Here is an 18,445-nt window from a genome sequence, read left to right on the forward strand (position 1 = left end):
CCAGCCTGATCCGCAAGACAGGCCCTAAATCTCTTGGGTCCCTTCGCTCTCCTCATGCCTCGCGTCTGCCCCGAGCGGCCGGCTCTGAACGGGCTTTCCGTCCATCTCCACGTCTTTGACGGAATCGCCACCGCCGCACCGGGACGCACCCCGTCGCCACCGCCCCGGCTTCGTGGCGATTCGGCAAAGGTGACGGTTGTTCACCTTACTCCGCCGGCTTACCCGCAGTAACCTCCGCCGCACACCGGCCCCACCGAGGAGTACCGCCATGCGACGACGCATCGGAACCACCGGACGACACCCCACCAGAGCCCGGCGCGCACGACGGTCCGCCGTCGGGACCGCCGCCGCGGTGCTGGCGCTCGCCGCCTCGCTGCTGACCCCCGTGCCGCAGGCCCTCGCCGCGCCCGAACCCGCGCCGCCCGCCGCCCGCGCCGCGGCCGACGGAGACCTGTGCGCCGGCCAGTGCTCCGACGTCCTGCCGCCGGGCCAGAACGGCAACGCCACCCTCGCCGAGATCCTCGCCCACCGGGTCTTCGGCACCCGCCCCGGCCACAGCTCCGACCAACTCGCCCGCTACGACTCGCTGGTCGGCGGCTACGGCGGCATCACCGACGCCAAGGTCAACGACTTCTTCAACGACGCCTCCTTCGGCGTCCCTGCGGACCAGGTCGAGTCCGTCGCCTCCCCGCGGCCCGACGTCACCATCACCCGCGACAAGAAGACCGGCGTCCCCCACATCAAGGGCACCACCCGCTACGGCACCGAGTTCGGCGCCGGCTACGCCGCCGGCCAGGACCGGCTGTGGATGATGGACCTCTTCCGCAACATCGGCCGCGGCTCCCTGACCCCCTTCGCCGGCGGCGCCCTCGCCAACCAGGGCCTGGAACAGCAGTTCTGGCCCCAGGCCCCGTACACCGAAGCCGACTACCAGGCCCAGGTCGACCGCATCCGCACCACCGAGGGCCCGCGCGGCGAGCAGGCCATGGCCGACGCCCAGGCGTACGTCGACGGCATCAACGCGTACCGCGTGCAGTCCAAGAACGGCCGGTACTTCCCCGGAGAGTACGTGCTCACCGGACACGTCGACTCCATCACCAACGCCGGGGAGATCAAGCCCTTCACCCTCACCGACCTGATCGCCATCGCCTCCGTCGTCGGCGGCCAGTTCGGCGGCGGGGGCGGCGGCGAGGTGCAGGCCGCGCTCTCGCTGCTCGCCGCGCAGGAGAAGTACGGCCTGGCCGAAGGCACCCGGATCTGGGAGACCTGGCGCCAGCGCGAGGACTCCGAGGCGCAACTCACCGTCCACGACGGCACCAGCTTCCCGTACGCGCAAAAGCCCGCGAACCCGCGCGGCACCGCGCTGCCCGACCCCGGCTCCGTCGTCCCGGAGCAACTGGTGCACGACCGCACCGGCTCGGCGCTCACCCGCGGCCCGCGCGCCGCCGCCAAAGACCCGGTCCGCGCCCCGAAGGCCCTGCGCCCCGCCCAAGGGATGTTCGACGACGGCGTCCTGCCGGCCGGCAGCCTGGATGCGAGGAAGGGCATGTCCAACGCCCTGCTCGTGTCCGGCGCGCACACCGCGAGCGGCAGCCCCGTCGCCGTCTTCGGCCCCCAGACCGGCTACTTCGCCCCCCAGTTGATGATGCTCCAGGAGCTCCAGGGGCCGGGCATCTCCGCCCGCGGCGTCGCCTTCGCCGGCGTCGGGATGTACGTGCAGATGGGCCGCGGCAAGGACTACGCCTGGTCGGCCACCTCCGCCCTCCAGGACATCACCGACGTGTACGCCGTGGAACTGTGCGCACCCGGCGGCGGCACCCCCGGCAAGGACGCCGACCACTACCTGTTCCGGGGCACCTGCACCCCGATGGAGAAGCTGGAGCGCCGCAACGCCTGGCGGCCCTCCGTCGCCGACTCCACCGCAGCCGGCTCCTACCGGATGCAGGTCTGGCGCACCAAGTACGGCCTGGTCACCCATCGCGCCACCGTCGGCGGCAAGCCCGTCGCCTACACCTCGCTGCGCACCACCTACCGCCACGAGGCGGACTCCATCATCGGCTTCCAACTGCTGAACGACCCCTCCTACGTCACCGACGCCCGCTCCTTCCAGCGGGCCGCGGCCGAGATCGGCTACGCCTTCAACTGGTTCTACGCCGACTCCCGCACCGCCGCCTACTTCAACAGCGGCGACAACCCGGTGCGGGCGCCCGACGTCGACCCGGCGCTGCCCGTCACCGCCGACCGGGCCAACGAGTGGCGGGACTTCGACCCGACGGCCAACACCGCCGCGTACACGCCCTTCGCCGAGCACCCCCAGTCCGTCGGCCAGGACTACTACGTCTCGTGGAACAACAAGCAGGCCAAGGACTTCGGCGCCGCGGCCTTCGGGTTCGGTTCGGTCCACCGCGGCGACCTGCTCGACGACCGGGTCGCCCGACTGGTGGCGACGGGCGGGGTCACCCGCGCCTCGCTCACCCGGGCGATGGCCGAAGCCGCCGTCACCGACCTGCGCGGGGAACAGTTGCTGCCGGTGCTGCTGGCCGTACTGCGCTCCCAGCCGGTGACCGACCCCCAACTGAACGCCGTAGTCCAACAGTTGGACGCCTGGCGTGTCGCCGGCGCCCAGCGCAAGGAGTCGGCGCCAGGCTCGCGCAGCTATCCGCACGCCGACGCGATCCGCGTCCTGGACGCCTGGTGGCCGCGGCTGGTCCAAGGCGTCTTCGAACCCGGGCTCGGCACCCCGCTGTACCGGGCCCTGACCGCGAACCTCGCCGTCGACGAGTCCCCCGGCGCCACCCACGGCCCGACCGGTGCCCACGGCGGCTCCGCCTTCCAGTACGGCTGGTGGGGATATGTCGACAAGGATCTGCGCCGGGTGCTCGGCCGTCCGGTCTCCTCGCCGCTCGGGGCCCAGTACTGCGGCAACGGAGCCCTCTCCGCCTGCCGCGACGCGCTCCTGACCACCCTCAAGCAGGCCGCCGCCCTGACCCCGGCGCAGGTCTACCCCGGGGACGCCAGCTGCGCCGCGGGCGACCAGTGGTGCGCCGACGCCATCGTGCACCGGCCGATGGGCGGCATCACCCATCCGACGGTCCACTGGCAGAACCGGCCGACGTACCAACAGGTCGTCGAGTTCCCCGCACACCGCTGACAAGGCTCCGGCACGGCGGGGATCAGTCCCCGAGGCGGCCCGCCTCCACCACCAACTGCGCCAACTCCGGATGGCAGATGTCGTTGTGCGCACCGGACGGCGGGCCGCCGCGGTGCACCACGGAGGAGACGTCCACGCTGACGCAGCCCGCCCGCGGCAGACCGCTGGCCAGCGCGTCGGCCAAGGTCAGCCGGGGCGCGTGCGGCGCCGCCCGGAAGCCGTCGTGCCCCACCGCCCACCACCGCGGGCCCGGATCAGGGAAGGGGATCGGGGCGGCGCCGGGCGCACCGTCGAGGTGGTGGGCGCTGCGGTCGTCGCGGGCGAGCCCGGAGGCGAGCGGATAGAAGGTGCCGAGTGCGGTGTCGTGGTGGGAGTGGCAGGCCACCACCGGTCCGTCGACCCGCTGCTCCATCGAGCGCAGGGCGCCCGAGCGGCCGGCCGCGTGCGGCAGCGCGTGGGCGAACGCGTAGTGCGAGAAAGCGCCCTGGAGCAGGGTCACCGACTTCACCGTGCGCACCCCGTCGGGCAGCCCGCGCAGGGCGAAGGCGACCAGGCGCGCGCCCTGGCTGTGGCCGACCAGATGGATCCGCAGCGCCGGGCGCGAGCGGGCGAGTTGGGCGACGAGCGGTCCGAGCCCGAGCTCTCCGACCGTGCCCGCCCGGCGCTTCATCGCGTAGTACGTGCTCTGCCGCAGCAGTTCCTTCGCGCCCCGCCACAGCCCGTCCCACCCGTCGGGCGGGTCGAAGCCGAAGGTGGGGACCGGCCCGGTCCGTGCGCCGTCGTCGACCTTCGCCAGCGCGTGCGCGAGCCGCCGGGAGAAGGCCAGCGGGTCCTCGAACAGCACCGCGGGCGGGCCCTGTTCGTCACCGGGCAGGTCGTCCGTGAAGCAGGACGTCTCCAGCCCGCCCGCGGGCGCCTCGGCGAGCCGGCGGGCCAGCCGCCCGAACTCCGCCACCGCGGACGCCGAAGCCGGCCGCTCGTCGAGCAGCGCGGCGAGCCGGGCGACCGTGCCCGTGTGCCCGGGGAAGAGCCCGGCGAGCGCCTGCCGGCTGGCCGCGTCCAGACCGGTCGACGGCGCGACGGGCAGCGCGGCGCCCGGCAGTTGCGGCAGCGGCTCGTCACCGAACCTCATCGACGGCCAGACCACCCCCGCGTACCCGAGCCGCACCCCCGGGCCGACCAGTTCGGGGAAGTACGCGAAGAATGTGGCGTACAGCCGCTCGGCGACCGCGGGGGAGGTGTTCCAGCCATGCGCGAACAGCACCACGTCGGTCGCCTCCACCCCCAACAGCCGGTCCCGCTGCTCCGGATCGACGTCTCCGTCCTTGTCGAAGGTGATGTCCTGATAAGGCCCCACGTCCGTCCACACCACGAGCGCCCCTCCCCAGCCGAATCCGCTAGCAGCATCCTGCGCAAGGAGGGGGCCGGCCATACCTCGGACGTGATCGATCAGATCAGGTCGGCCGCCGTGATGCGGGGGAGGTGGGCCAGTACGTCGTACGCCCCGAGCAGTCGCGTTCGATCCGCCTCGACGGGCCAGCCGGTGCCGATGCTGCGGGTGGGGCGGGCGCGGTCCGCCCACGCGCGGGCCGCGGCGGGCGCCGTACGGAGATCGAGGTAGTAGTCCCGGCGCGCCACCCGCTCCAGGACCTCCTCGTTGCTGCCGGGGCCGGCCGGGTCCACGGTGAACTCGCGTATCGGTTCCGCCGGGTCGGTCAGGTCGGACGCGTTGAACGAGCCCCGGCCGAAGGTGAACCCCACGTTCACGTATCCGCGCCCCAGCGCGTCCCGGATGAAGGCGCCCTGCATCTTGGGGTACTGATTCGGCTGTGGTGACGCGTACCCCACGTGCCCGTTGTGCGCCGACAGCACCACCTTCTGCCCCGTCTGCCGATGCCACCACACGGTGTTCTCGGCCATGATCCGGTCCCGGTGCAACATCGACCCCCGGACGCCTTCCGGGGTGTCGAAGTCATATGTGTACAAGGCGCCGACCTGGGCAATCACCCGGGCGTGCCGGACCGCCCAGGCGCGCTCGGCGGCATCGGCCCCGGGCGCGGGCCGCGCGCCCTCCAACAGCGCCAGCGCCTCGTGCACATCGGCGGACCTGGCCCGCCTTTCGGCCAACGGCATGGCCATGTACGCCTTCATCGACGCGTCCACCGACCCCGAGGGCCGCGAGGCCGCGTACAACTCCCGCACGCGCGGCGCCAACGCGGGGTGGTGCTCGGAGACGTACCCGCTCACCCGGTCGAAGAGCTCGGGGCCCGCGTACCCGATGTCGTTGCCGGTGAAGTGCACGGGGTCCTTCGGATGCCGGACGTTGTACTGCCGCATCCAGCGCAGCAGGTCCTCGTACTCCCGGGTGTGCCACATCCGGTACGAGTTCTGGAACTCCTCGCGCATGATGCGCCGCAGGTCGCCCCGGCCGTGCACCACGTACGCGTCGAGCCGCAGCCCCGCGCTCCAGTTCGCCTCCAGGGAGAAGGCCCGGAAGCCCTGCTCCTCCACCAGGTGGCGCAGGACCCGGTGCTTCGTGCGGAAGAACTCGGCGGAGCTGTGGGTCGCCTCGCCCACGCCGACGATCCGCGCCGAGCCGACCATCCGCGCGAGCGGACGCAGATCGCTCAGCGGATGCGCGGCCTGCCGCAGCGCGGCCACCGTGCGATCCGGCGCCGCCCTGCGCGCGGGGGAGGGGGCCGCGGCCGATGCGGTCCCCGTCGCCGTGGTCGCCAACAGCCCCCCGAGCGCGAGCGCGGTGAACCCCCGCCGCGGCACGTGCAGCCGCTGGCGGGGGCGGGGAAGCGGTCCGGTACGTGGTGTCAGATCCATGATCCAAGGATCGGGACCGGCCGCGGCCCCCACCAGACGGCTGTCCCCCGACTCCCAGGTGGAGCCACCCCCCGGACCCGGGTCGGGATCAGTACCGCAGGTACCTCTTGCGCACCGCGCGGAACGCGGCCAACTCCCGTTGCCAGGCGCCCACGACCTCGTCCGTGTCCGCCCCCGCGTCCACCATCGTGCGGACCGTCGTCGAGCCCGTGAGCTTGTCGATCCAGGTCGGATTGGAGGTGAGCCAGGAGAACTCGCGCCAGGCGCGCCGGGCCGTCACCAGCAGCCCGACGCCGGTGCGGACCGGGTCGAAGGACGTCCGGTCGTGGACGTGGATCTGCACCCCGCCGACCGTCTTGCCCTGGTGCTTGCTGAACGTCGGGGTGAAGTACGCCTCCCGGAACCGCACCCCGGGCAGCCCCAGCCCGTTCGCCGCCTCGGCCCACCGCCAGTCCACGCCCGGCGCCCCCAGCAGTTCGAAGGGCCGGGTCGTGCCCCGCCCCTCCGACGCCTGCGTCCCCTCGAAGAGGCAGGTGCCCGCGTACACCAGTGCCGTCTCCGGCGTCGGCATGTTGGGGCTCGGCGGCACCCACGGCAGACCGCCGGCGTCGAAGAAGTCGGACCGCCGCCACCCCGACATCCGCACCGTCTCCAACTCCACCGGACGGTCGGCCAGGAACTCGCCGTTGAAGAGGAGCGCGAGTTCGGCGACCGTCATCCCGTGCACCTGGGAGATGGGGCGGCGCCCCACGAAGGAGGCGAACCGCGGGTCCAGCACGGGCCCCAGCGCCGCCCGGCCCGTGATCGGATTCGGCCGGTCCAGCACGACGAACCGCTTCCCCGCGAGCGCCGCGGACTCCATGCAGTCGTAGAGCGTCCAGATGTACGTGTAGAAGCGTGCGCCCGCGTCCTGGATGTCGAAGACGACCGTGTCCACGCCGGACGCGGTGAACACGTCCGCCAGCGGCTGCCCGGACTTCTGGTACGTGTCGTACACGGGCAGTCCGGTCGCCGGATCGTCATAGCGGCCCTCGGAACCGCCCGCCTGCGCGGTGCCGCGGAAACCGTGCTCCGGGCCGAAGACCGCGGTGAGGTCCACCCGGTCGTCGCCGTGCATCACGTCCACGATGTGCCGTACGTCCGGGGTGACCCCGGTCGGGTTGGTGACCACGCCGACGCGCTGGCCGGCCAGTTGGGCGTAGCCGCCGGCCGCGAGCCGGTCGAAGCCGGTGCGCAGCCGGCGCCCGCCGCGCCCGGCCTTCTCGTCGTCCGTGTCCGCGTGCGCGGCCGGTCCGGCGGCGACGAGCGCGCCGGCCGCGCCGCCCGCGGCCAACAGGTTCCGCCTCGACAGGTGCGACGGTCTCATACGACTCCTTCGGTCCGGTGCGCGTTCCGTCAAGGTCACGCACGCTAATGCCCACGGCCCGCCGGGGATAGGGATCGATCACCGGCCGCCCCCTTCCGTGGTACATACCGACCGTTTAGTATGTCCCCGCTCGGTGAACGGACGTCAGATCGAACACGGAGAAGGGCGGTTCCCATGAGCCAGTTGCGCGGTGCGGCCGTCGTGGTCACGGGCGCGGGCGGAGGCATCGGCGCCGCGCTCGCCCGCCGCTTCGCGGCGGAGGGCGCCCGACTGGTCGTCAACGACGCCGACGCCGACAAGGCCCGGGCCGTCGCCGCCGAACTGGACGCGACCGCCCTGCCCGGCGACGCCTCGACGATCGTCGCCGCCGCGCGCGACGCCCTCGGCGGCACCGTCGACGTCTACTGCGCGAACGCCGGGATCGCCGCCGCCGGCGACCCCTTCACCGAGGACGAGGACGTCTGGTCCACGGCCTGGGACGTCAACCTGATGGCCCACGTACGGGCCGTGCGCACCCTGCTGCCCGACTGGCTGGAGCGCGGCGAGGGCCGCTTCGTCTCCACCGTCTCCGCCGCCGGACTCCTCGCCATGCTCGGCGCGGCTCCGTACACCGTCTCCAAGCACGCCGCGTACTCCTTCGCCGAATGGCTCTCCCTCACCTACCGCCACCGGGGCGTCAAGGTGCACGCCATCTGTCCGCAGGGCGTGCGGACGAACATGCTGACCGAAGCCGGGGAGTTGGGCCAGATGGTCCTCGCGCCGTCCGCCATCGAGCCGGAGGCCGTCGCGGACGCCCTCATGGCCGCCATCACGGCCGACCGCTTCCTGGTCCTGCCGCACCCGGAGGTGGCCGGGTACTACCGGGCCAGGGCAACGGACCCGGATGCCTGGCTCGACGGCATGAACGGCGTCCAGCAAGTCTGGGAGAAGCGGTCCGCCGGCCCCGTGTGACCGCGCCCGGCCGCCGGCCGCCGCCGCGCACCGGCGGCAGTCCGCCCCGACGGACAATGGGAAGATCGTCCCGCGGGCTCCGGGCCGGGGCCGCGCAGCATCCGAGGCGCGGGCACCGGCAGGTGTCGATGGAGAGAGGTGGGTGGCAGATGGCCAGGACGACGGACGGGGAGGAGCCCCCCGTGCCGCAGAAGCTGCTGGCCGCCGCCACCCGGCTCTTCGCCGAGCAGGGGTACGACCGCACGTCCGTGCAGGAGATCGTGGAGGCGGCGGGCGTCACCAAGGGGGCCCTGTACCACTACTTCGGCTCCAAGGAAGACCTGCTCCAGGAGGTCTACGGGCGGATGCTCCGCCTCCAGCAGCAGCGCCTGGACGCCTTTGCTGACGCCGAGGAGCCGGTGCAGGCGCGGCTGCGGGCCGCCGCCGCCGACGTCGTCGTCACCACCATCGACAACCTCGCCGACGCCCACATCTTCTTCCGCTCCATGCACCACCTCTCGCCCGAGAAGCACCAGCAGGTGCGCGCCGAGCGCCGGCACTACCACGAGCGCTTCCGCGCGCTGGTGGAGGAGGGTCAGCGCACCGGGGTCTTCTCCACGGCGACCCCCGCGGACCTGGTGGTGGACTACCACTTCGGGTCGGTGCACCACCTGTCGACCTGGTACCGCCCCGCGGGTGAGCTGACCAAGCAGCAGGTCGCGGACCACCTGGCGGATCTGCTGATGCGCGCGCTGCGCCCCTGAGGGCGCGTCCTCACGCCGTCGGCCCGGCGCCCGGCGCGGGCGCGGGCCCGGGGAGCAGTCCCCGCAGCAGGGTCCCCGCCAGGCCGACGGCGAACTCCTCCACCGGCTGGGGCGGCGGCATGCCCTCCGCCGCGTCGTAGACGAAGGCGCGCTGCGAACAGGCGCCGAGCAGGAGGGCGGCTGCCGCGTCCGGGTCTGCGTCGGGCCGCAGGGCGCCGCGGTCGCGCTCGGCGCGCAGATAGCCCGCGAGGGCGACCAGCGGGACGTGGGGGCCCTGGCCCAGCTCCCGCACGCCCTCGAAGTGCCGCTTCCTGAGCGCGGGTTCGGCGAAGAGCGAGGCCGTGATGGGCAGGCTCTGCTCGTAGAAGCGGACGGCGTGCTCGGCCACGCGGATCAGGTTGTACTCCACCCCGAGGTCGCCGGGGTCCCGACGGAGCTCCTCCAACAGCGGGTTGAGCCGGGGCAGCCGGTCCTTGAGGACCCTTACGTAGATCTCTTCCTTGCTGCGGTAGTGCTTGTAGAGCGCCGCTTCGGAGCAGCCGGCCTCGCGGGCGATCTCCTTGGTGGTGGTGCGGGCCAGACCGACCGAGCGCAGCAGGTGTTCCGCGGCGTCGACGATCCGTTCGCGCGTGGGGCGCGTTGACTTCGGAGCGGACATTCGCTCATCCTAAAGGTGAGTGAGCACTTACCCACCATCGGAGGTACGACGTGCGGTACACGGTCTTCGGGGCCACGGGCGGCACCGGCCGGCAGCTCGTGCGCCAGGCGCTGGACGCGGGCCACGAGGTCACGGCGGTCGTGCGGAACCCGGACCGGCTGCCCGAGCGGGAGCACGAACGGCTGCAGGTGGCGGTCGTCGCCGACGTGACCGACGCGGCGGCGCTGCGCCCGGTGGTTGCGGGCCGCGACGCGGTGCTCTCCGCCCTCGGCGCGCCCAACAACAAGGCCGCGGGGATCGCCTCCGCGGGCGCCCGGGCGATCCTTCAGGCGCTCGACGCCGAGGGCGTGCGGCGCTACGTCGCGGTGAGCGCCGCCCCCGTCGGACCGCTGCCCGACGGCGAGGGGCTGCTGTACCGAGCCGTGGTGTGGCCGCTGGTGGGCCGGGTGTTCAAGGACGTGTACGCGGACCTGCGGGTGATGGAGGGCGAGATCCGGGCCAGCGCCACGGACTGGACGCTGGTGCGTCCGCCCCGGCTGACGGACGGCCCGCGCACGGGCGCGTACCGTACGACGCTCGGCGGCGCCGTGCCCCGCGGCCACGAGGTGAGCCGGGCGGACCTGGCCCACGCGGTCCTCTCCGCGGTCGACGCCCCGGACACCGTGAAGCAGGTCCTCGGCGTCGCGAACTGACCGGCCACGCATCCGGCCCCGCGCGGCCCTGCGGCAGCCTTCGCTCGGCAGGCGCGCTTGCGCCGTGGCGCGTGTGCGGTCATGGCGTCTGCGACCCGTCTGTGGCTGTTCGCGCAGTTCCTCCCCCTGTGCCCTGCGGGCACGGGGGGACCCCCATCTCGGCCCCAGAGGGCCTGGGGGACCCCCAGCGCCCCTACTCGCTTCCCCCGTCATTCGCCTGCGGGCTGGGGGCGGAGGTATTGAGGGGCGCGGGGAACTGCGCGAGAAACCACTTACCGAGCCGCAGACGGAGGGGGTTTCAGGGGCGCGAGGAACTGCGCGACAAGCCCACCACCGGGCCGCGGGGACCGACGCTCCCGCAGCCCGCAGCCCGCAGCCCGCCCCGCGGGCGGACGGCGCCCCGGCCACCGCCTACGAGTACCGCCGCAGCTCGCGGCGAGCCAGCGAGCGCTGGTGCACCTCGTCCGGGCCGTCAGCCAACCGCAGGGTGCGCGCCGCCGCCCACAGCTCCGCCAGCGGGAAGTCCTGGCTCACCCCGCCCGCGCCGTGGATCTGCACCGCCCGGTCCAGCACGTCGACCACCGCCCGCGGCGTCGCGATCTTGATCGCCTGGATCTCGGTGTGCGCCCCGCGGTTGCCGACGGTGTCCATGAGCCACGCGGTCTTCAGCACCAGCAGCCGCAACTGCTCGACCGTCACCCGCGCGTCGGCGATCCACTCCTGCACCACGCCCTGCGCGGCGATCGGCTTCCCGAAGGCGCTGCGGGAGGCCGCCCGCCGGCACATCAGCTCGATCGCCCGCTCGGCCATCCCGATCAGCCGCATGCAGTGGTGGATCCGACCGGGCCCCAGCCGCGCCTGCGCGATGGCGAAGCCGCCGCCCTCCTCGCCGACCAGGTTCGCCACCGGCACCCGCACGTCGTCGAAGACGACCTCGGCGTGCCCGCCGTGCGCGTGGTCCTCGTACCCGTACACCCGCATCGCACGCACCACGCGCACCCCCGGGGTGTCCCTGGGCACCAGCACCATCGACTGCTGCCGCCGTACGTCGGCGCCGTCCGGGTCGGTCTTGCCCATGACGATGAAGACCTTGCAGTCCGGGTTCATCGCGCCGGAGATGTACCACTTGCGGCCGTTGATGACGTACTCGTCGCCGCTCCGCTCGATGCGGGTGCGCACGTTCGTCGCGTCCGACGACGCCACCTCCGGCTCGGTCATCGCGAACGCGGACCGGATCTCGCCCGCGAGCAGCGGTGCCAGCCACTGCTTGCGCTGCGCCGGATCGCCGAACTGCGCCAGCACCTCCATGTTCCCGGTGTCCGGCGCCGCACAGTTCAGCGCCGTGGGCGCCAGGTGCGGGCTGCGCCCGGTCAGCTCCGCCAGCGGCGCGTACTGGAGGTTGGTCAGCCCCGCGCCCAACTCGGCGTCCGGCAGGAAGAGGTTCCACAGCCCCTGCCGACGGGCCTCGGCCTTCAGCTCCTCGACGACCGGCGGCGTCAGCCACGGCGAGGCGAGCGCGGCGCGCTGCTCTTCGGCGATCGGTTCGGCGGGGTGCACGTGCTCGGTCATGAAGGCGAGGAGGCGCTCCCGCAGCTCCTCGGTGCGCGCGTCGAAAGCGAAGTCCACGGCTCGTCAGCCTTCCTGGAGGGTGGTCAGTCCGTGTGCGATGAAGAGCGGCACCAACTCGCCGATCCGGTCGAAGCCCGCGCCGACCGTCCGGCCGAGGGTGTAGCGGTAGTGGATGCCCTCCAGGATCACGGCGAGCTTGAACCAGGCGAACGCCGTGTACCAGGAGACGCCCGAGACGTCGCGGCCCGAGCGCTGCGCGTAGCGCGCCACGATCTCGTCGACCGAGGGGTGGCCGGGCGCGCCCGCGGTGGTGCTGATCGGGACGTCCAGGGCCGGGAGTTCCCTGCTGTACATCGCCAGCAGCCCGAGGTCGGTGAGGGGGTCGCCGAGCGTGGACATCTCCCAGTCCAGCACCGCCCGGATCCGGTCGTCGGGTCCGACGAGGACGTTGTCGAGGCGGTAGTCGCCGTGCACCACGGCGGGTGCGGGGGAGCGCGGCAGCGCGCGGCCGAGCCCGGCGTGCAACTCGTCGATGCCCGCCAGGTCCCGGCTGCGGGAGGCGGCGAGCTGCTTGCCCCACCTTCGCAACTGGCGGTCCAGGAAGCCGTCGGGGCGGCCGAAGTCGTCCAGCCCGACGGCCGCCGGGTCCACCGCGTGCAGCTCCACCAACGTGTCGACCAGACCGAACACGGTGGCGCGGGTGCGTTCGGGGCCGAGCGCGGCCAGTTCGTCGGCGGTGCGGTACGGGGTGCCGGGCACGTACTCCATCACGTAGAACGGCGCCCCGACGACGGACTCGTCCTCGCACAGCAGGACCGGCTCCGGCACGGGCACGGACGTGGGGTGCAGGGCGCTGATGACCCGGTGCTCGCGCTTCATGTCGTGCGCGGTGGCGAGGACGTGGCCGAGCGGCGGGCGGCGGACGACCCAGCGGTCGGCGCCGTCGGTGATCCGGTACGTGAGGTTCGACCGCCCGCCTTCGATCAGCCGGGCGCTCAGCGGTCCGCGCACCAGCCCCGGCCGCTCGCGGTCGAGGAGTCCGCGCAGCCTCTCGGGGTCGAGTCCTGGCGGGGGGACGGAGCTCATCGGGGCACCTCCGACTGCGGAAGAACAGGACCCGTCGATGATGACCGACCAGTCGGTATGTCGTCCAGTGCCCGGGCGGGCGGGGAGAGTTGAGCTCCCGGAGGGGCCGGCTCAGCGCACGACCGCGACGGCCGCCGGGTTCGAGTGCGTCAGCGGACGACCGCGACGGCCGCCGCCGCGAGCGCCACCGCGCACCCCGTCGCGGCCAGCGCCCCGCGGTGCGACATCACCGGCGGGCGCACGTCCGCCTTCAGCACCCTTATCCGCCGCTGCGCCACCCCGAGGAAGGCCAGCCACACCAGCAGCGCGAGGAAGAGGCCCAGCACGCCGACCGGGTCAGCCCCGCCGATCGCCGTCTGCCGGGCCGCCAACACGGCCACGACCGTGAACGCCAGGGTCGTACGCCGCCAGGCCAGCCGGGTCCGCTCCGGCTGGAGCCCCGGATCGCGCTGCGGCCCCGGCGCCGGTTCCCGATCGGCAGCTCCGCCCGCCGCTGCCGTCATCGGCCGCCCTCCCAGCCGAACACCACCACGACCAACATGACCACCGCGACCAGGGCGATCACCAGGCTGAGCAGCGCCGGCAGCCGGGACACCGGCAGGTCCTCACCGCGCCGCATGGCCCGCTCGCACCGCACCCAGTGGTTCACCGCGCGCAGCGCGCACACCACCCCGGTCGCCAGCAGCGCCAGCGCCAGCCCCGCCCGTACCGCCCAGTCCAGGTCCGGCAGGAACTGGTCCACCGCGAAGCCGCCGGCAATCAGCGCGAGCGCGGTGCGCAGCCAGGCGAGGAAGGTCCGCTCGTTGGCGAGCGAGAAGCGGTAGTCGGGGGTGGTCCCCTCCTGCCGCACCCGTTCGGGCGCGAACCACATCCGCACGCTGCGCACCAAGTCCCTCATGTTTCGCACCATACTCGCGGGGTGATCACGCAGCTCAGTGGTCCATGCCACCCTCCGGACCCCTTGCGCGCACGGCGGCGTCGCGCAAGGGGGCGTCGCGCAGCCGAGGCCAGGCGACCAGGCTGTCCGGGGCCCACGCCCACTCGGTCAGCCGCCGCTCGACCTCCTCCTGGGGCAAGAAGGCGTACCAGTCCACCTCCTCCTGCTGCGGCTGCACCGGGAGCGCACAGCGCACCTCGTACACCGCCGACCACCACGACTGCCCGTCGTCCCCCTGGTAGAGGAAGGTGAACAGCGGGGTCGGGCGGGGCAGTCCGGTGACGCCCAACTCCTCCTCGGCCTCCCGCAGCGCCGCGTCGTCGTAGGACTCGCCGGCGCCGACGACCCCGCCGACGAACATGTCGTACATGCCGGGGTGCACCTTCTTCGTCGCCGTCCGACGGTGGACGAAGATCCGGTCCCGCTCGTCGCGCGCCAGCACGAACGTCACCCGGTGGCACAGCCCGCGGGCGTACGCCTCGCCGCGGGTGGCCTGCCCGACGACCCGGTCCGCGTCGTCGACGACGTCGATCCATTCCTGATCAGAGCTCATCCGCCCATTCCACCACCCGGCCGCCGCACCCGACCCGTTGACTTGTTACCGGGCCGTACCGAGGATCGGGACCGACATCGGACAAGGGTGGAATCCATGGCGTACGACGCTGACGTGATCGTGATCGGGGCGGGGCTCGCGGGGCTGGTGGCCACCGCCGAACTCGTCGCCGCGGGGCGCACGGTCATCCTCATCGACCAGGAGCCCGAACGGTCGATGGGCGGTCAGGCCCACTGGTCCTTCGGAGGGCTCTTCCTGGTCGACTCGCCCGAGCAGCGCCGCATGCGGATCAGGGACAGCCGGGACCTCGCGTACCAGGACTGGCTCGGCACGGCCGGCTTCGACCGCGAGGAGGACCGCTGGCCGCGCCAGTGGGCCGCGGCGTACGTCGACTTCGCGGCGGGCGAGAAGCGGGCCTGGCTGCGCCAGCGCGGCGTGCGGTTCTTCCCCGTCGTCGGCTGGGCCGAGCGCGGCGGCTACGACGCCACCGGGCACGGCAACTCGGTGCCCCGGTTCCACATCACCTGGGGCACCGGACCCGGCCTCGTCGCCCCCTTCGAACAACGGGTGCGCGACGGCATGGCCCGCGGACTGGTCCGCCCCGCGTTCCGGCACCGGGTCACCGGCCTCGGCACCAGCGGGGGCGCCCTGGACACCGTCAGCGGGGAGGTGCTGGAGCCCTCCGACGCCGAACGCGGCACCGCCAGCAGCCGCGAGGTCGTGGGCGCCTTCGAGTTCCGCGCCCAGGCCGTGATCGTCGCCTCGGGCGGCATCGGCGGCAACCACGAACTGGTCCGCGCGAACTGGCCAGGCCGCCTCGGCGCCCCGCCGCGCCGCATGCTCTCCGGCGTGCCGGCCCACGTCGACGGGCTGATGCTCGGCATCGCCGAGCGCGCCGGCGCCAGCCACGTCAACCGGGACCGGATGTGGCACTACACCGAGGGCATCGAGAACTGGAACCCGATCTGGGCCCGGCACGGGATCCGCATCCTGCCCGGCCCGTCGTCGCTCTGGCTGGACGCGCGCGGCCGGCGGCTGCCCGTCCCGCTCTTCCCCGGCTTCGACACCCTCGGCACCCTCGAACACATCGTGAAGTCGGGGTACGACCACACCTGGTTCGTGCTCGACCAGAAGATCATCGGCAAGGAGTTCGCCCTCTCGGGATCCGAGCAGAACCCGGACCTGACGGGGAAGTCGGTGCGCGGGGTGATCGACCGGGCCCGCGCCGACGTGCCGGGGCCGGTGCGGGCCTTCATGGAGCACGGCGCTGACTTCGTCGTCGAGAAGGACCTCTCCGCGCTGGTGCGCGGGATGAACGCGCTCACCGAGGAACCGCTGATCGAGGAGGCGGAGCTGCGCCGGGAGATCGAGGCCAGGGACCGCGAGATCCGCAACCCCTTCACCAAGGACCTCCAGGTGACGGCGGTGCGCGGGGCGCGCAAGTACCTCGGCGACCGACTGATCCGCACGGCCGCGCCGCACCGCATCCTGGACCCGGCGGCCGGACCGCTGATCGCGGTGCGCCTCAACGTTCTCACCCGCAAGTCGCTGGGCGGACTGGAGACCGATCTGTCGTCCCGGGTGCTCGGCGCCGACGGCACCCCGCTGAGCGGTCTGTACGCGGTCGGCGAGGCAGCCGGCTTCGGCGGCGGCGGGGTCCACGGCTACCGCTCCCTGGAAGGCACCTTCCTCGGCGGCTGCCTCTTCTCGGGGCGGGCGGCGGGGCGGGCCGCGGCGAAGGCGGTGGGCTGAGCGGGACCGCTGTCGGGACGCCACCGCCGTGGCCGCACTCCGTACGACATGCGGACGTCCCGCGGTGGGCCAGCCACCGCGGGACGTCCGGCACACCACCGCAGGGGCTACAGCACCAGCGACAGCAGCAGGATGAAGACGATGCCGACGACCGAGATGATCGTCTCCATCACCGACCAGGTCTTGATCGTCTGGCCGACGTTCATGCCGAAGTACTCCTTCACCAGCCAGAAGCCGGCGTCGTTGACATGGCTGAAGAAGAGCGAACCCGCGCCTATCGCCAGCACCAGCAGCGCCGACTCGGTCGTCGACATCCCGGTGGCCAGCGGCGCCACCAGGCCCGCCGCGGAGATCGTCGCCACGGTCGCCGAACCGGTCGCCAGTCGGATCGCCACCGCGATCAGCCAGGCCAGCAGCAGGGTCGGGATCGCCCAGTCCTCGGAGAAGTCCAGGATCATCTGTCCGACGCCGACGTCGATCAGGGTCTGCTTGAAGCCGCCGCCGGCACCCACGATCATCAGCACGCCCGCGATCGGGGCGAGCGACTTCTCGACGGTGGAGGAGATCCGCTCCTTGGTGAAGCCGGCGGCGCGGCCCAGCGTGAACAGTCCGACGAGCACCGCCGCGAGCAGCGCGATCAGCGGCGAGCCGATCACGTCCGTGACCTTCTGCACCGGGTTCGACGGGTCGTCGACGACGATCTCGACGAGCGCGTTGGAGAGCATCAGGACGACGGGCAGCAGCACCGTGAAGACGGTCGCACCGAAGCCGGGACGCCGGTCCAGGTCCTCCGACGGCCGGGCCGGGATCATCTTCTCGGGCGCCGGGATGTCCACCCAGCGGGCCGCGTACTTCGCGAAGAGCGGACCGGCGATGATCACGGTGGGGATGGAGACCAGGACGCCGAGGCCCAGCGTGACGCCCAGGTTGGCGTCGAGCGCGTCGATCGCGACCAGCGGACCGGGGTGCGGCGGGATCAGCCCGTGCATCACCGACAGACCGGCGAGCGCCGGAATGCCGATCCGCATCAGGGAGTAGTTGCCGCGCTTGGCGACCATCAGCACCACCGGGATCAGCAGCACGATGCCGACCTCGAAGAAGAGCGGCAGCCCGATCACCGAGGCGATCAGCACCATCGCCCACGGCATCGTCGAGCCCTTGGCCCTGGCGAGGATGGTGTCGACTATCTGGTCACCGCCGCCGGAGTCGGCGAGCAGCTTGCCGAGGATCGCACCGAGCGCGATGAGCACGCCCACTCCGGCGACCGTGGAGCCGAGGCCCTTGGAGAAGGACTCGATGGCCTTGCCGAGCGGCGCGCCCGCGAAGGCTCCGAGCGCCAGCGACCCGATGGTCAGCGCCAGGAAGGCGTGCAGTTTGAACTTGGTGATGAGCAGCACGATGACGGCGATGCCGGCGAGTACGGCGATGCCGAGCTGGGCGTTGCCGGCCGAGGTGATCGGCTCCAGCGGGTCCGCTGCCAGCGTCTCGACGCTGAGACTGGTCACGGTGGTTCCTTACAGACGTACGGGGGATCTACGGGTGGGGGCGGGGGTGCGGTGCGAACGGCGGGCCGGCCCGCGGTCAGCGCTCCGGGGACCGCAGCGCGGCGAGCGCCCGCGCGGTGATCTCCTGCGGCGTACCGGACACGTCGACGGCCACGCCCGCCTCGTCCGGCGCCAGCGGCTGGAGCGTCGCGAACTGCGAGTCCAACAGCGCGGTCGGCATGAAGTGCCCCTTGCGCTCGGCCATCCGGCGCTCGATGAGCTCCCGGTCGCCGGCGAGGTGCAGGAAGACGGCGCCCGGTGCGGCGGCCCGCAGCCGGTCCCGGTAGGAGCGCTTCAGCGCGGAGCTGGACACCACCCCGCCGAGCCCGGCCCGACCGTGGGCCCACTGCCCGATCGCATCGAGCCAGGGCCACCGGTCCGCGTCGTCCAGCGGCGTGCCGGCGGACATCTTGGCGATGTTCGCCGGCGGGTGGAAGTCGTCGCCCTCGGCGTACGGGACGCCGAGTTCTGCGGCGAGCAGGGGACCGATCGTGGTCTTGCCGGTCCCTGCCACGCCCATCACCACGACGACGTGTGGGGTGCTCATCTACGTGCCTCGCTGTCTGACGTCGACCTCGGTGTCGACCTCGGTTTCGACAGTGGTGTCGCGA

16 protein-coding genes are annotated in these 18,445 nt (G+C 72.9%); 5 read left to right on the top strand and 11 right to left on the bottom strand.

Annotation, left to right across the window (positions count from 1 at the left end):
- Positions 1-268 precede the first annotated feature (268 nt).
- Positions 269-3,151 carry a penicillin acylase family protein gene (locus tag ABZ842_RS11255; RefSeq protein WP_361535423.1) on the top strand — a complete coding sequence of 961 codons (2,883 nt, stop codon included), beginning with the start codon at positions 269-271 and terminating at the stop codon, positions 3,149-3,151.
- Between the two features lie 22 nt (positions 3,152-3,173).
- Here the strand turns inward: ABZ842_RS11255 and ABZ842_RS11260 are convergent, their stop codons facing one another.
- The 3 genes from ABZ842_RS11260 to ABZ842_RS11270 all read right to left on the bottom strand — a co-directional run bounded on the left by ABZ842_RS11260 (position 3,174) and on the right by ABZ842_RS11270 (position 7,349).
- The gene (locus tag ABZ842_RS11260; RefSeq protein WP_361535426.1) at positions 3,174-4,523 is read right to left on the bottom strand and encodes a serine-threonine protein kinase; all 1,350 of its coding nucleotides are present in this window, start codon (positions 4,521-4,523) and stop codon (positions 3,174-3,176) included.
- Between the two features lie 77 nt (positions 4,524-4,600).
- Positions 4,601-5,983: an erythromycin esterase family protein gene (locus ABZ842_RS11265; RefSeq protein WP_361535429.1), complete on the bottom strand. Its 1,383-nt coding sequence runs from the start codon at positions 5,981-5,983 to the stop codon at positions 4,601-4,603.
- Positions 5,984-6,071: 88 nt separating this feature from the next.
- Positions 6,072-7,349: a DUF1343 domain-containing protein gene (locus ABZ842_RS11270; RefSeq protein WP_361535432.1), complete on the bottom strand. Its 1,278-nt coding sequence runs from the start codon at positions 7,347-7,349 to the stop codon at positions 6,072-6,074.
- Positions 7,350-7,523: 174 nt separating this feature from the next.
- On the opposite strand from ABZ842_RS11270, the gene ABZ842_RS11275 reads away from it, so the two are divergent.
- The gene (locus ABZ842_RS11275; RefSeq protein WP_361535435.1) at positions 7,524-8,300 is read left to right on the top strand and encodes an SDR family oxidoreductase; all 777 of its coding nucleotides are present in this window, start codon (positions 7,524-7,526) and stop codon (positions 8,298-8,300) included.
- 149 nt (positions 8,301-8,449) lie between these two features.
- The gene (locus ABZ842_RS11280; protein WP_361535438.1) at positions 8,450-9,043 is read left to right on the top strand and encodes a TetR/AcrR family transcriptional regulator; all 594 of its coding nucleotides are present in this window, start codon (positions 8,450-8,452) and stop codon (positions 9,041-9,043) included.
- A 10-nt stretch (positions 9,044-9,053) separates the two neighbouring features.
- Here the strand turns inward: ABZ842_RS11280 and ABZ842_RS11285 are convergent, their stop codons facing one another.
- Positions 9,054-9,701 (bottom strand): TetR/AcrR family transcriptional regulator, encoded by a 648-nt coding sequence (locus ABZ842_RS11285; RefSeq protein WP_361535441.1) that lies wholly within the window; start codon positions 9,699-9,701, stop codon positions 9,054-9,056.
- A 50-nt stretch (positions 9,702-9,751) separates the two neighbouring features.
- Here ABZ842_RS11285 and ABZ842_RS11290 point away from each other — a divergent pair, with 50 nt between their 5' ends.
- Positions 9,752-10,393 carry an SDR family oxidoreductase gene (locus tag ABZ842_RS11290; protein ID WP_361535444.1) on the top strand — a complete coding sequence of 214 codons (642 nt, stop codon included), beginning with the start codon at positions 9,752-9,754 and terminating at the stop codon, positions 10,391-10,393.
- Positions 10,394-10,804: 411 nt separating this feature from the next.
- Here the strand turns inward: ABZ842_RS11290 and ABZ842_RS11295 are convergent, their stop codons facing one another.
- The 5 genes from ABZ842_RS11295 to ABZ842_RS11315 all read right to left on the bottom strand — a co-directional run bounded on the left by ABZ842_RS11295 (position 10,805) and on the right by ABZ842_RS11315 (position 14,538).
- Complete coding sequence (locus ABZ842_RS11295; RefSeq protein WP_361535447.1) at positions 10,805-12,019, bottom strand: acyl-CoA dehydrogenase family protein; 1,215 nt, start codon at positions 12,017-12,019, stop codon at positions 10,805-10,807.
- Positions 12,020-12,025: 6 nt separating this feature from the next.
- Positions 12,026-13,048 (bottom strand): phosphotransferase family protein, encoded by a 1,023-nt coding sequence (locus ABZ842_RS11300; protein WP_361535450.1) that lies wholly within the window; start codon positions 13,046-13,048, stop codon positions 12,026-12,028.
- Between the two features lie 149 nt (positions 13,049-13,197).
- The gene (locus ABZ842_RS11305; protein WP_361535453.1) at positions 13,198-13,551 is read right to left on the bottom strand and encodes a DUF202 domain-containing protein; all 354 of its coding nucleotides are present in this window, start codon (positions 13,549-13,551) and stop codon (positions 13,198-13,200) included.
- Positions 13,548-13,946, bottom strand: a complete 399-nt coding sequence (locus ABZ842_RS11310; protein ID WP_361535456.1) for a DUF202 domain-containing protein — start codon at positions 13,944-13,946, stop codon at positions 13,548-13,550. Before ABZ842_RS11310 ends, ABZ842_RS11305 begins: the two co-directional genes overlap by 4 nt.
- A gap of 34 nt (positions 13,947-13,980) precedes the next feature.
- Positions 13,981-14,538: an NUDIX domain-containing protein gene (locus ABZ842_RS11315; protein ID WP_361535459.1), complete on the bottom strand. Its 558-nt coding sequence runs from the start codon at positions 14,536-14,538 to the stop codon at positions 13,981-13,983.
- Between the two features lie 96 nt (positions 14,539-14,634).
- Here ABZ842_RS11315 and ABZ842_RS11320 point away from each other — a divergent pair, with 96 nt between their 5' ends.
- Positions 14,635-16,290 carry an FAD-binding dehydrogenase gene (locus tag ABZ842_RS11320; protein ID WP_361535462.1) on the top strand — a complete coding sequence of 552 codons (1,656 nt, stop codon included), beginning with the start codon at positions 14,635-14,637 and terminating at the stop codon, positions 16,288-16,290.
- A gap of 107 nt (positions 16,291-16,397) precedes the next feature.
- Here the strand turns inward: ABZ842_RS11320 and ABZ842_RS11325 are convergent, their stop codons facing one another.
- Positions 16,398-17,795 carry a gluconate:H+ symporter gene (locus ABZ842_RS11325; RefSeq protein ID WP_361535465.1) on the bottom strand — a complete coding sequence of 466 codons (1,398 nt, stop codon included), beginning with the start codon at positions 17,793-17,795 and terminating at the stop codon, positions 16,398-16,400.
- A gap of 76 nt (positions 17,796-17,871) precedes the next feature.
- On the bottom strand, positions 17,872-18,381 hold the full coding sequence (locus tag ABZ842_RS11330) for a gluconokinase (protein ID WP_361535468.1): 510 nt from the start codon (positions 18,379-18,381) through the stop codon (positions 17,872-17,874).
- Positions 18,382-18,445: the final 64 nt, after the last annotated feature.

The sequence above is a fragment of the Streptomyces sp. NPDC047315 genome (assembly GCF_040643215.1).
In the GTDB taxonomy this organism is placed as follows: domain Bacteria; phylum Actinomycetota; class Actinomycetes; order Streptomycetales; family Streptomycetaceae; genus Streptomyces.